At 66.5% G+C, this 13,238-nt stretch carries 9 protein-coding genes and 1 pseudogene; 7 read left to right on the forward strand and 3 right to left on the reverse strand.

All coding sequences use genetic code 11. The annotated features are described in order from the left end of the window. Positions 1-27: 27 nt before the first annotated feature. From IVB23_RS20290 to IVB23_RS20315, 6 genes are all read left to right on the forward strand, one after another. A complete protein-coding gene (locus IVB23_RS20290) occupies positions 28-2,181 on the forward strand; it encodes a hybrid sensor histidine kinase/response regulator (RefSeq protein ID WP_247799798.1) in 2,154 nt (717 codons plus the stop codon). Between the two features lie 54 nt (positions 2,182-2,235). Beyond that, a complete protein-coding gene (locus IVB23_RS20295) occupies positions 2,236-4,194 on the forward strand; it encodes an ABC transporter ATP-binding protein/permease (RefSeq protein WP_247799799.1) in 1,959 nt (652 codons plus the stop codon). 202 nt (positions 4,195-4,396) lie between these two features. After that, on the forward strand, positions 4,397-4,783 hold the full coding sequence (locus IVB23_RS20300) for a VOC family protein (protein WP_061880138.1): 387 nt from the start codon (positions 4,397-4,399) through the stop codon (positions 4,781-4,783). Positions 4,784-4,848: 65 nt separating this feature from the next. Next, positions 4,849-5,334, forward strand: coding sequence for a pyridoxamine 5'-phosphate oxidase family protein (locus tag IVB23_RS20305; protein WP_061880137.1), 486 nt, complete (start codon positions 4,849-4,851; stop codon positions 5,332-5,334). Then, a complete protein-coding gene (locus IVB23_RS20310) occupies positions 5,334-5,573 on the forward strand; it encodes a hypothetical protein (protein ID WP_061880136.1) in 240 nt (79 codons plus the stop codon). The genes IVB23_RS20305 and IVB23_RS20310 overlap by 1 nt, the downstream gene beginning before the upstream one ends. 188 nt (positions 5,574-5,761) lie before the next feature. After that, complete coding sequence (locus tag IVB23_RS20315; protein WP_247799800.1) at positions 5,762-7,924, forward strand: OmpA family protein; 2,163 nt, start codon at positions 5,762-5,764, stop codon at positions 7,922-7,924. Positions 7,925-7,983: 59 nt separating this feature from the next. Here IVB23_RS20315 and IVB23_RS20320 read toward each other — a convergent pair whose 3' ends face one another. Further along, a complete protein-coding gene (locus IVB23_RS20320; protein ID WP_247799801.1) occupies positions 7,984-8,940 on the reverse strand; it encodes a homocysteine S-methyltransferase family protein in 957 nt (318 codons plus the stop codon). Between the two features lie 229 nt (positions 8,941-9,169). Here IVB23_RS20320 and IVB23_RS20325 point away from each other — a divergent pair, with 229 nt between their 5' ends. Next, positions 9,170-9,790: a TetR/AcrR family transcriptional regulator gene (locus IVB23_RS20325; protein WP_061880133.1), complete on the forward strand. Its 621-nt coding sequence runs from the start codon at positions 9,170-9,172 to the stop codon at positions 9,788-9,790. A 97-nt stretch (positions 9,791-9,887) separates the two neighbouring features. Here IVB23_RS20325 and IVB23_RS20330 read toward each other — a convergent pair. Further along, positions 9,888-11,632 (reverse strand): annotated as a pseudogene (locus IVB23_RS20330) (alkaline phosphatase). Positions 11,633-11,882: 250 nt separating this feature from the next. Then, on the reverse strand, positions 11,883-13,220 hold the full coding sequence (gene argG, locus IVB23_RS20335; protein WP_247799802.1) for an argininosuccinate synthase: 1,338 nt from the start codon (positions 13,218-13,220) through the stop codon (positions 11,883-11,885). Positions 13,221-13,238: the final 18 nt, after the last annotated feature.

Genomic DNA, 13,238 nt, shown 5'->3' on the forward strand with positions numbered 1-13,238 from the left:
AGCTTACGATCAGGGACCGGAGCGACTGTGCAGAGGGCGCAACGCAACTCGCTGAGGCTGTTGCAGTGGATGATGGCGGCATCCCTGGCGCTGCCGATTGCGCTCTTCGCCGTTGCCGCCACGATCTCCTACACGTCCACCAGAGATATCGCCGACCGGGAGATCGAGCGGACGGTCGATGTCGCTCATGAGCACGCGCTCAAGGTGTTCGAGACCATCGACCGCAGCCTCGCCGAGCTCAACGAGGTCGTGCGCGGCTTGCCGGACGACATCATCCGCGCGCGGGAACCGGCACTGCATCGGCGCCTCAAGCGGCTGACCGATGCGCTGCCGCAGCTGAAATCGGCCTGGATCTTCGATGCGAACGGAAAAGCGCTGGTCAACAGCCTCGTCTCGCCGCCGCCGGACCTCAGCTTTGCCGATCGCGATTACTTCTACGCCCACATCGACCATAGCATCGGCACTTTCATCGGCACGGCCCTGACGCCACGGCCACCCTATCAGGGCGCGCGCTTCTTCGGGGTCAGCCGCCGCCGCGACTCCGACGACGGCAGTTTCATCGGCGTGATCCAGGCCTCGGTCCTGCCGGAATATTTCGAGAGTTTCTACGCCAGAATTGGATCGGATCCCGGCAGCTTCTTCGCGATGGGCCGCACCGATGGCGCGATGCTCACGCATTTCCCCCGGCTTGACCGCGAGCTTCGGCTCGATCCGGCCGGACCGCTGGGCCAGAAGATCTCGGCTCAACCCGAGCACGGCCTCATCACCATCGGCTGGCCCTCGGACGGCATCGAGCGGCGCATCGCCTACCGGCATGTCGCCGAATATCCGATCTATGTCAGTGCCGGGCTCGAGACCTCGGCGATCCGCGCGCGCTGGTTCGCCACCATGGGCCAGCATCTGGTGTTCGGCGTTCCCGCCACCGCGCTGCTGTTTCTGTTGCTGGCGCTCGCGTTGCGGCGAACGCGGCACCTTCAGGCGGAAGCTGCAAAGCGGCGCGAGGCCGAGGAGGCGCTCAGGCACAGCCAGCGCTTGGAGGCGCTCGGCCAGCTCACCGGCGGCGTCGCGCACGACTTCAACAACCTCCTGACCGTGATCCGCGCCTCGGTCGACCTCTTGAACCGGCCGCAGCTGACGGAGGAGCGCCGTCAGCGCTACATCACGGCCATTGCGGATTCGGTCGCGCGCGCGGCCAAGCTGACCTCGCAGCTGCTCGCCTTTGCGCGGCGCCAGACCCTGAAGCCGGAGGTGTTCGACGTCGGTGCGCGGGTGCAATCGCTGCACGACATGCTCGCCACGCTGCTGGGTCCCGCGATCGAGATCGCCATGCAGCTACCGGCGGAACCGTACCTCGTCGATGCCGATGCCAGCCAGTTCGAGACCGCGCTGATCAACATGGCCACCAACGCGCGCGATGCCATGCGGGGCAAAGGCACGATCGTTTTCAGCGTCGAGGCCGCAACGACGGTTCCGGACACGCTGGCGAAGCTTTCGGCGAGCCAGACCTTGGCAAACCATGGCTTCGTCCGCGTCAACGTCAGCGACACCGGTGTCGGCATTCCCGCCGCACGGCTCGGACGCATCTTCGAGCCGTTCTTCACCACCAAGCAGGTCGGCCACGGCACCGGTCTCGGCCTGTCCCAGGTGTTCGGCTTCGCCCGGCAGTCCGGCGGCGAAGTGACTGTCACGAGCGAGGTAGGACACGGCAGCACCTTCTCGCTCTACCTGCCGCGCGTGCCGCCGGAGCTGCTGCCGCAGCGCCAGGCGCCCAACACTGCGCCGGCAATGGCCGGTACCGGCATGTCGGTGCTGGTGGTCGAGGACAATATCGAGCTTGCCAATTTCGCCGCCGATGGCCTCACCGAGCTCGGCTACTGCATCACGCTGATCGACAATGCCGCCGATGCGCTTGCCGAGCTCGCCGTGGACGCGGATCGCTTCGACGTCGTGCTCTCGGACGTGGTGATGCCCGGGATGACCGGGCTCGATTTGGTACGGGCGATCCGCGAGCGCGGCATCGCCGTGCCGGTCGTGTTGACCACCGGCTACAGCCAGGCCCTGTCACAGGAGGGCGCGGCCGGGTGCGATCTCGTGCAAAAGCCCTATTCGATCGAGGAATTATCGCGCGTTCTGCACCGGGCCGCGCGGCTGCGGCACGTCAGCGACGGCGCCGCCGAGTGACCCGGCGACCGGAACCGAAGGGAACCGTTTGATTTCCTTGTGCGTTGTCCGCTCATGCACACGCCGGCCACAACGCACGAGGAGGGCAGCAAGCCGCCCATTGTGGAGATCAAAGGCGAGACCGGCGATGACGTAGCACCGCCCCCGCCCGAGCTGCTCGAACCCGACCCCGAGCTCTCAGCCGAGGAAGCCGAGCAGGCCCGCAAGGATTATCTGCTGACGCGGTTCTGGATCAGCGCTCGCGGCTTCTGGGGCCGCAACGGCAACCGCCTCGCCTGGCCGTTCTCGATCGGTCTCGGCCTGCTGATCGTGCTGACGGTCGGCTTCCAATACGGCATCAATGTCTGGAATCGCGCGATCTTCGACGCCATCGAGAAGCGCGACGCGGCGAGTGTCTTCCATCTCACGGTGGTGTTCTTCCCGCTCGCGATCGGCAGCATCGCGCTGGCAGTGGCGCAGGTGTTCGCGCGCATGGGAATCCAGCGGCGCTGGCGGGGCTGGCTCACGGCGAGCGTCCTCACTCGCTGGCTCGCGAACGGGCGCTACTACCAGCTCAACCTGGTCGGCGGCGATCACGAGAATCCCGAATACCGGATCGCCGAGGATCTGCGGATTGCGACCGACTCCCCAGTCGATTTCCTCGCCGGCGTGACGTCTGCGCTGCTGTCGGCCGTAACCTTCATCGTCGTGCTCTGGACCATCGGCGGCGCGCTCACCGTCACGCTTGGCGGCTCGGCCGTCACGATCCCCGGCTTCCTGGTGATCGCCGCGATCCTCTACGCCGCGATTGCGTCCAGCTCGATCGTGGTGATCGGCCGGCGCTTCGTCCAGGTCTCCGAGGACAAGAACCAGGCTGAAGCCGACTTCCGCTACACGCTGACGCGCGTGCGCGAGAACGGCGAGAGCATTGCGCTGCTCGGCGGGGAACAGGAAGAGCGCGACGGCATCGACCGCAATTTGACCCGCGTGCTGCGGCAATGGGCGCGACTCGCCGGCCAGCACATGCGCACCACGCTGGTGTCGCAGGGATCGAGCCTCGTTGCGCCGGTGGTGCCGCTGCTGCTCTGCGCGCCAAAATTCCTCGACGGCAGCATGACGCTCGGACAGGTGATGCAGGCGGCCTCCGCCTTCACCATCGTGCAGAGCGCGTTCGGCTGGCTGGTCGACAATTATCCCCGGCTGGCCGACTGGAATGCCTGCGCGCGCCGCATCGCCTCGCTGATGATGTCGCTCGACGGCCTCGAACGCGCCGAGCAGGGCGCCGGCCTTGGTCGCATCAAGCGCGGCGAGACGCGCAACGACGCCATGCTGGAGCTGAAGGATCTCTCCGTCACGCTCGACGACGGCACCGCCGTGGTCGGCGAGACCGAGGTCGTGATCGAGCCCGGCGAACGGCTGCTGGTCGCCGGCGAATCCGGCACCGGCAAGAGCACGCTGGTGCGCGCCATCGCAGGCCTATGGCCCTGGGGCGGCGGCGCCGTCAACTTCCATGCCGATCGGCGGCTGTTCATGCTGCCGCAGCGGCCTTACGTGCCCTCCGGCTCCTTGCGGCGGGCGGTCGCCTATCCAGGCGCCGCCGATCACTGGACCGTCGAGGAGATCGGCAAAGCCCTGCACAAGGTCGGACTCGATCATCTCAAGGAGAAGATCGAAGAGGAAGGACCCTGGGAACAGACGCTGTCCGGCGGCGAGAAGCAGCGCCTCGCCTTCGCGCGGCTGCTGCTGCACAACCCCGACATCGTCGTGCTCGACGAGGCGACCTCGGCGCTCGACGAGAAGGGCCAGGACAAGATGATGAAGATGATCACCGACGCGCTGCCGAAGGCCACTATCGTCAGCGTCGCGCATCGCGCCGAGCTGGAGGCCTTCCACAGCCGCAAGATCGTGCTGGAGCGGCGCAAGGGCGGCGCCAAGCTTGTCAGCGACATCGACCTGATTCCGCGCAAGGGCAAGCGCAAGCTGCTCGGCCGCTTTCTGCGCCAGCGCAAGGCGCCGCCGAAAAAGGCGGCGTAAGGTCCTCTCTCTCGGAGTGGGCGTCTCGCGCAACACTCCTTCCTATGGTCATGGATCTCGGGTTCGCTTCGCGCCCCGGCACCTGCGATCGAGCGTTGGAGTCGCCGGTAAAACCGGCTATGCGCGCGGTTTCGCGATGACATGCAGGAACCGAAGCAATACGTTGCTGTCACGCTGACAGGAGCGAACAAGAGAGGTTGCGATGATCGACCATCTGGGTATCTCGGTCTCCGACTATGAACGCGCGAAGGCATTCTACACGACGGCGCTGGCGCCGCTCGGCTACAGCCTGATCATGGAGGTCACGGCAGAGCAGACCGGCCACGCTTCCGCCGCGGGCTTCGGCGCCGAGGGCAAGCCCGATTTCTGGATCGGCGGCGAAGGCGCCATGAACAAGCCGGTGCATGTCGCCATTCGTGCCAAGGACCGCGCCACGGTCGACGCATTCTACAAGGCCGCAATCGCGGCCGGCGGCCGCGACAACGGTTCGCCCGGCATCCGCCCGCATTATCACCCGAACTACTACGGCGCGTTCGTGCTCGACCCTGATGGCCACAATATCGAGGCCGTCTGCCACGCGCCGGAATAGGACGTAGTCCCAGGGGAACATCGTTCCGGGCAGGCCGTTATCGTTCCTTGCAACAGGAGCACGACATGGCCAACGACAATGCCGGCGACGTCGATCGCGTCTGGGATCTGATGAAGAAGATCGGATTCGCGATGCTGGTCACGCGCGACGGCGACAAGCTCCGCGCGCGGCCGATGAGCGCCTATCTCGACCGCGACGCGAACACGATTTTTTTCCTGACCGATGCACGGCGTCACAAGGATGATGAAATCGCGCGTCATCCATCCGTCAACCTGTCGTTCGCGGATGCCGGCAGCCAGAAATATGTTTCTCTGACCGGCACTGCCGTCGTCTCCGACGACCGTGCCAAGATCAAGGAGCTGTTCTCGACGCCGGCCAAGGCATGGTGGGACTCTGCGGAAGATCCCAACATCCGCGTGCTCAAGGTCACGCCTGACGACGCCGAATTCTGGGACTCGCCGGGGACGGTGATCTCCTACGTGAAGATGGCGGCCGCGGCCGTCACGAATACACGTCCTGACATCGGCGAGAATCGCAAGGTCTCGATGTGATGCCGATCGAACCGCCCGAGATTCCGCCGTCGACGCCAGGCACGCCAACTGAGCCGCCGCCCGGAATCCCGCCTGGCAATCCGCAGCCTGAAATCACCCCACCGGTCCGCGAGCCAGGCGAATCACCGCGCCCCGACGAACTGCCTGGCCGCGTGCCTGAAGAGATTCCATCGCGCGGACCGAATGGGCCGCTCACTCCGAATCCTGCGACAGATGCAATGCCGCGGCATCACGCATGAAAACTCTCCAATCACATGTAAGGCGATTGCAGCCAGCATCTGAATGCGCAATGAACATCGCCATAGTGAGATGATTTGCGTGCAGAAATAAATCGGGCTGCGGCTGCATCGCCTGCCACAATGCGGCCTAACGCGTAGCTGTTCATCCCGACACTTCGTCAAAGAACCTTCCGGGGAAGTTCAACACCATGACCAACCTTCGTTTCGTGCTGCTTGCGACGACGGCTCTGACCGCGATGCAATTGGCAAACACCGCATCGCATGCGCAGGACGCTTCGCCGCTCGTGGTCGCGCAGGCCCAGCCTCAAGAGACGGGCCCTGACGGAAAACCGAAGCAGCCGCCGAAGGGACCGCCGGCAGCGGCTCCCCCTGCAGCACCCGCGCGCCCGGCGGCACCACCGCCCGCGGCTGCACCGCCCCATCCGCCCGCCGCGCCCCCGCCGGCAGCCGCACCGCCGCGTCCGGCAGCGCCGCCACCGCCTCCGCCTCCACCTGCGGCCCGTCCGGCGCCTCCGCCGCCGCCGGCCGCTCCGAAACAACCGTCGCCGCCTCCGCCGCCGCCCGCCCAGAAGCAGCCTTCGCCGCCGCCAGCTGCGGCGCCGCAGCAGCACGCCCCGACACCGCCTCCTCCGACGCCGCCTGCGGCGCGCCCGGCTCCCACGCCGCCAGCACCGCCTCCCGCGGCGGCTCCGCAGCCACGCACGCCGACGCCGCCTCCCGCCGCACAGCCGCACACGCCGTCCGGTGCCCGCCCGGCTCCGACGCCACCGGCCCCGCCGCCCGCAGCAGCTCCTCAGGGCCGGCCGGCGCCAGCGCCCACCGCGACGCCGACTCCTGCGCCCGCCGCACCGGCAGCACGACCGGGAGCACCTGCTCCGACCGCCACACCTGCTCCGACAGCCACGCCTGCTCCAACGGCAACGCCCGCTCCGGGCAGCACGCCTGGCGCGCCGCCGGCTGGTCGCCTGGGTACACCGCCGCCGGAACGCCCCGGCGCGCCTCCGGCTGCAGGAACGCCATCTCCAGCTCCGGGTGCCACGCCCGCTCCAACGACCACACCGACGACCACACCAACACCTGGCGCGACGCCGGCTCCGACCGCTACGCCGACGCCCGGCCGTCAGGGTGGCACGCCGCCTGCGGGAGCGCCCACGACCGGAGCTCCGCCTGTGCCCCCGCAGGCTGGTGCCCCGGCCCGGCCGCCGGCGCCTCCGGCCGGCGCTGCGGCGCCGACGGTCGTTCCCGGCACGCCGGCCGCCGCACCGCCGCCGAACAGGGCGCAATACGCCCCGCCCACGGTGACGCCCGCGTTCCGGGCCGCTCCCACGGTTGCTGCACCGCTGCCGCCACCGCCGCGTCCACCGCAGCGTGACCTCACGCCGCTCGCGATCGGTGCGGGCGTCGTGGCCGGCGCCGTGATCGGTGCCACCATCGCCGATCTCCATAACCAGCGCCGCGAGACCATCGAAGGCGGCCGCACCGTCTACACCGAGCCGGACCGCATCATCGTCCGCGATCCCGGCGGGCAGGCCTATGTCCGCGGCAACGATCTCTATCGCTTCCGCTACGGGGCCCGTGACATCCGCACCGACACCGTCGGCGGCGAAACCCGCACCGTCGTGATCCGTCCCGACGGCAGCGAGATCATCACCGTGGTCGGCACCGACGGCCGGCTGATGCGGCGCATCCGCAAGGACCCCGCCGGGCGCGAGGTCATCATCATCGACAACACCTACCGCGATCCGCGGTCGGTCGGCGGCTTCTATGTCGACGTGCCGCCGCCGGTGGTCAACATGCCCTACGATCGCTACATCGTCGATGCCCAGGAGGCGTCGCCGGACTTGATCTACGAGACCATGGAGGCACCGCCGGTGCAACGGATCGATCGGCGTTACTCGCTCGACGAGATCCGCTACAGCCCCAATGTTCGCATGCAGATGCCGAGCATCGACGTCAACACGATCAACTTCGAGACGGGATCGTGGACCATCCCACCGGACCAGGCGGCCCGGTTGCAAGCGATCGCCGACGGCCTCAACCGTGCGATCCAGCGCAACCCGCGCGAGGTGTTCCTGATCGAGGGGCACACCGACGCGGTGGGCAACGAGGTCGACAATCTGTCGTTGTCGGACCGCCGTGCGCAGTCCGCGGCCGAATTGCTGACGCAGCAGTTCGGTGTCCCGGCGGAGAACCTGACGTCGCAAGGCTACGGCGAGCAGTACTTGAAGGAGCAGACGCAAGGACCGAGCGTGATCAACCGGCGCGTCACCGTCCGCCGCATCACGCCGCTGCTCAACGGCGGCCAGGCCTCGCTGCCGCCGCCCCCGCCCGGCACCGCGCCGCCGCGCTGAGGCACAAGCCACGCACGCAAATGGCCGGGAGCAATCCCGGCCATTTCATTTTGCATGTATTACGCACTCATCGCCTCTGGCGGCAGGCAGGCCTCGCAAACGGCCGCAACGTGCCGGTGATCGGTACCGCAACAGCCGCCGAGAATCCGCATCTGCGGAAACGCCCGCCTGAGCGAGAGATAACGGCGGCCGAGATCGACGGGATCGCCGCTGTCGAGCGTCTCCGACTCGTCGAGCTCGGCATGGCTCTTGATCGACGCGTTGGCCCGGATGCCGTGGATGCGCTGGACCCACGATTCGCCAGCCGCGAGCGCGCCGTCAAAATGGGCCGGATGCGCGCAGTTGATCAGGAAATATTCGCAAGCACGGTCCGTTGCGTCGTCGACCGCTTCGATCGCCTCGCGCAACGACTCTCCCCTGACGAGGCGGCCATCGGTCTCGACCGTGAAGGAGATCGCGACCGGAATTTCCTGCGTCCTGGCTGCACGCACCACGCCGACGGCTTCGTTGATGCTGTTCAGCGTGAACGCAGTCACCATATCGGCGCCCGCCTCGGCGAAGGCTGCGATCTGGGCCGAGTGGTAGGCTTCCGCCTCCGCCGCGTCCATGTTGCCGGCCTTGTAGCCGTCGCCGCGCGGACCGATCGCGCCGTTGATCACGCATGGCGTGCGAGGCGATTCCCATGTGCCGCGCAATTCGTCGAGAAAGCGAATGGCGTCCATGTTGACGGCCTTGAGCCCGGCCGCATCGTAGCCGAGCCTGGCGCCCCAATCGGGGTTGGCGCGCCAGGTCGGACTGTCGAGCACGAAGCCGAGTCCATGCTGCCGCGCGATGCGAAGATAGGCCTCGTAGTACCGCTTCAGATGCGCGCGGCCATCGGCGCTGTCCAGCAGCACGAATGCCGCGAAGTGCGGCAGCTCCAGCCCTTGGTGAAAGATCAGGGTGGTTTCCATGCCGCCATCGGTCAGGAAGATGCCGCCGCGGTGCTGCGGCAGATCGTGTCTGTATTTGGCCATTGATCGCTCCTTCGCTTGCGCCAGCCGCTCCACTTCGGTCGCGTCGCGGCGCCTTCGGTCTCGCGCGAGTGGTGCCGCATAATGTCGCGCCGCTCTAGAAGTCTGATGGTGCGGCTGAACCTCCACCCGCAAACGGATACAAAATCAGAGACTTACGCGGACCGCCGGGAGCGGCGCGGATTTCGCACGCGGCGGATTCCGCACCGTTGGTACGGTTTTGGAGGCAGCGATGGGAAAGGGCGAAGCGACGCGCGAACGCATTCTCGAAATCGCGGAAGCGGCGGTGCTCGCGAAGGGCTTCGGCGCGACCTCGATCGACGAGGTCATCGCCGAGGCCGGACTGACCAAGAGCGGATTCTTCTATCACTTCAGGGACAAGAACGCGCTCGCGCGGGAGATGCTGCGCCGCTATGTGGAGACGAACGATCGCCTGTTCGAGGAGATCTTCCAGCGAGGGCGTGAGCTCTCGGACGATCCGCTGCAATCGTTCCTGATCTCGCTGAAGCTGCTGGCCGAGGTCATGGCCGATCTGCCCAACGGCCATCCCGGGTGCCTGATCGCCAGCATCTGCTATCAGGAGCGCCTGTTCGACCGCGAGGTTCGCGACCTGACCGCGCAATCGGTCCGGGCCTGGAATGCGCACTTCCGCGCGATCCTCGACGGCATCGCCGCGGTCTATCCGCCGCGCGAGCCGATCGACCTCGACGATCTCGCAGAGATGATCTCGTGCGTGGTCGACGGCGCGATCATCATGTCGAAGACACTCAACGATCCCAAGCGGCTGGAGCGGCAGATCCTGCTCTTCCGCAGCTGTGTGAAGCTGGTCTTCGCGCCGCCCCCCTCATCATGAAAGGCATGTGACGTGAGCGAGCCGGGTGCGGACCGCCCTGCCGCGCCCGTTTGCGGGAGGAGTGCAACCGGGCGCGGTTCGCAATCGAACTTCTGCATCATTGCCCCGCAGCCAGTCCCAACGCATCGGCCATGACGCGGAACACTTCGGTATTGTCCATCGAGCCGTGCACGCGCTCGCTGCCCGGTCCGGTCGCCGTCAGGATGACATCCTCGCCCGAATGCACGCTGGCGCCGATCATCGCCGAAAGATTACCGGGGCGCAGCACCGCGCCCGGGACGTCCTTGTATTTGTCGTTGGCCTTGAAGGTCCCGTCGGCGCCGGCCTTGACGGTCGGCTCGTTGGGATTGTCCAGCTTCGGACGGAACGTCTCGTAGTGATCCGGCAGGCTGGCGGAGAAAATGGCCAGCCGGCGGCTGACGTCGATGCGCGCCGGATAACCTTCCGCGTCGGGAGCCGGATAATTGGGAAATCCAGCCCGATCGTAGACGCCGACGCGCTCGCGCAAGGGAACGTTGGGCACGGTGGCCATGTCGTCATTCACCGTGCCGACGAGGCTGTTGGGATGATTGTGGTCCGCCAGCACCAGGATGAGGGTGTCGTCGCCGCGCGCCCGCGCCCATTCACGCGTCTGGCGCGCATGATCGTGTCGTAGACGGCCCGCTCCATGTCGAGCAGATGTGCATATTTGTCGATCATTCCGGATTCGACCATCAGGAAGAAGCCGGCCTCATTCCGCGACAGCAGTTGCAGCGCTGCCTGCACCTGCTCGGTCAGGTCGGGCTGCTCGGGGAATTTCTTGACGCCGCCACCCTTCAGGAATTTGCGGTCGAGCACACCGTCCATGTTGCCGGTGGCAAACAGCCCGAGCAGCCTGGTCGTCTCGGGCTTTACCGAGAGAGCGCCGAGCTCGCTCGCGGTGGTCGCCACCTGATAGCCTGCATCGCGGAACCTGGCGATGTAGTCGGTCTCGTCCTTGCGTTTCGAGCCGGCGGCCGACTTCGGCAGAAAATTCGCGCTGCCGCCGCCCATCAGGACATCCGGCTTCGCCGCAAGGAACTGCTCGACGATCTCGTCGTAGGCCGCACGGCGGCGCGTGTGCGCAACCATCGCCGCCGGCGTCGCGTCTTCGATCTCGGTGTTGGTGACGACGCCGATCGCCATGCCGTGCCGTCTCCTGGCAAGGCTGGTGATGGTTTCGACGCGGGGATCGTCGAACGGGCTTGCGGTGCGGTCCGCATAGACGCCGAGGGCGTTGACGGCGCTCTTGTGCCCGGTCGCATAGGCGCTGGCCGCGTTCGCGGAATCGGTGACGATCGAATCCGAGCCTGCGGTTGCCACCAGTGCCATGTGAGGCATGTCGTCGATGGCGAGCTTGCCGCGGCTCTTGCCCTCCGAAATCCCCTTGGACAGGATTCGGGCTGCGACACGGTGCGCCGGCGACATGCCGTCGCCGATGAACAGGATGACGTTCTTCGCCTTGCGCGGCCCCGTATCGTAGACCGTCCATGTGACGCTGTGCTGGTGCGTGCCGTCGCTCACGTCCACGGCAATGCTGCCCGGCTTGGTCAGAGTGACGTCGCGCAGGATCAGGGCCGACTGATCCTTGCCATCCTCGCGGTCGATGAAGGTCCCGGCACGGCCGAACGCAGTCGCGTAATCCGCGTCATTCACCGTCACCTTCAACTTGGCGGGATCGACCGGCCCGGGAAGCTCGACCTTGAAGTCGAACTTGGCTCCGGCCAGGATCTCGGCACGATCGATCGGATAGATCGTCTGCGCCGACAGTGACGATATCCAACAGAGGACGATGAGAGAGGCGAGTGCCGATTTCCTGATCATTTGCGATGCTCCGAAATCCCATTCCGAAACAGGAGCGTAGCGATCGAGAATGACAACGTCATTAAGCGCGTGGTCATCCGGGCTACGCGAGCTTCGTAATTGCGCACCGAATCGCGACACATCGCGCAATCGTAGGGTGGGCAAAGGCGCGTTAGCGCCGTGCCCACCAGCATCTCGGTCGTAGAAGGATGGTGGGCACGCTTCCGCCTTCGCTCTTCGAGCTATGGCGGGCTTTGCCCACCCTAAAAGCTCACCCCTTGTCGCTCTCCAGGCGGAAGATCTGCGAGCCTTCACTGCCCGACAATAGACCGGTGTCGCTGTACAGCTTCAGCTTGGTCCGGGTGTCGGCGATGTCGAGGTTGCGCATGGTGAGCTGCCCGATGCGGTCGGCCGGCGTGAAGGCGGCGTCCTCCACCTTCTCCATGCTGAGCCGTTCCGGCGCATAGGTGAGGTTGGGGCTCTCGGTGTTGAGGATCGAATAGTCGTTGCCGCGGCGCAGCTCCAGCGTGACCTCGCCGGTGACGGCGCGCGCGACCCAGCGCTGCGCGGTCTCGCGCAACATCAGGGCCTGCGAATCGAACCAGCGGCCCTGATAGAGCAGCCGGCCGAGGCGCATGCCGCTGATGCGGTACTGCTCGATGGTGTCCTCGTTGTGGATGCCGGTGACGAGACGCTCATAGGCGATGTGGAGGAGCGCCATGCCGGGCGCCTCGTAGATGCCGCGGCTCTTGGCCTCGATGATACGGTTCTCGATCTGGTCGCTCATGCCGAGGCCGTGGCGGCCGCCGATCGCGTTGGCTTCGAGGAACAGCGCGACGGGATCGGAGAAGGTCTGGCCGTTCAGCGCAACCGGCTGGCCTTCCTCGAAGCGCACCACGACCTTCTCGGCCTTGACGACGCAGTCGTCGCGCCAGAACGGCACGCCCATGATCGGGTTGACGATCTTGATGCCGCTGTCGAGGCTCTCGAGATCCTTGGCCTCGTGCGTGGCGCCGAGCAGGTTGCTGTCGGTCGAATACGCCTTCTCGGCGCTCATCTTGTAGGCGAAGCCCTGGGCGGTCATGAACGCCGACATCTCGGCGCGGCCGCCGAGCTCGTCGATGAACTGCTGGTCGAGCCAGGGCTTGTAGATCTTCAGGCCAGGATTGGTGAGCAGGCCGTAGCGGTAGAAGCGCTCGATGTCGTTGCCCTTGAAGGTCGAGCCGTCGCCCCAGATGTTGACGCCGTCCTCCTTCATCGCCGCGACCAGCATGGTGCCGGTCACCGCGCGCCCCAGCGGCGTGGTGTTGAAATAGGTGATGCCGCCGGTGGAGATGTGGAAGGCGCCGGACTGGATCGCGGCGATGCCCTCATGAACCAGCTGCGTGCGGCAATCGACCAGGCGCGCCTTCTCGGCGCCGAACTCCATCGCCTTGCGCGGGATCTCGTTGTAGTCGGCTTCATCCGGCTGGCCGAGATTGGCGGTGTAGGCGTAGCAGCGCGCGCCCTTCTGCTTCATCCAGAGCAGCGCCGCGCTGGTGTCGAGCCCGCCCGAAAACGCGATGCCGACTTTCTCGCCCTTGGGCAGGCTTTTCAGGATCGTGGTCATGGGGCTTCCAATCGGGTC

The sequence above is a fragment of the Bradyrhizobium sp. 191 genome (genome assembly GCF_023100985.1).
Taxonomy (GTDB): Bacteria; Pseudomonadota; Alphaproteobacteria; order Rhizobiales; family Xanthobacteraceae; genus Bradyrhizobium; species Bradyrhizobium diversitatis.

What these genes read in the sequence shown, in the direction of transcription:
- IVB23_RS20295 (WP_247799799.1), top strand. Translation starts at nt 2,236, where the DNA reads ATGCACACGCCGGCCACAACGCACGAGGAGGGCAGCAAGCCGCCCATT.
- IVB23_RS20300 (WP_061880138.1), top strand. Translation starts at nt 4,397, where the DNA reads ATGATCGACCATCTGGGTATCTCGGTCTCCGACTATGAACGCGCGAAG.
- IVB23_RS20305 (WP_061880137.1), top strand. Translation starts at nt 4,849, where the DNA reads ATGGCCAACGACAATGCCGGCGACGTCGATCGCGTCTGGGATCTGATG.
- IVB23_RS20310 (WP_061880136.1), top strand. Translation starts at nt 5,334, where the DNA reads ATGCCGATCGAACCGCCCGAGATTCCGCCGTCGACGCCAGGCACGCCA.
- IVB23_RS20315 (WP_247799800.1), top strand. Translation starts at nt 5,762, where the DNA reads ATGACCAACCTTCGTTTCGTGCTGCTTGCGACGACGGCTCTGACCGCG.
- IVB23_RS20320 (WP_247799801.1), bottom strand. Translation starts at nt 8,940, where the DNA reads ATGGCCAAATACAGACACGATCTGCCGCAGCACCGCGGCGGCATCTTC.
- IVB23_RS20325 (WP_061880133.1), top strand. Translation starts at nt 9,170, where the DNA reads ATGGGAAAGGGCGAAGCGACGCGCGAACGCATTCTCGAAATCGCGGAA.
- argG (WP_247799802.1), bottom strand. Translation starts at nt 13,220, where the DNA reads ATGACCACGATCCTGAAAAGCCTGCCCAAGGGCGAGAAAGTCGGCATC.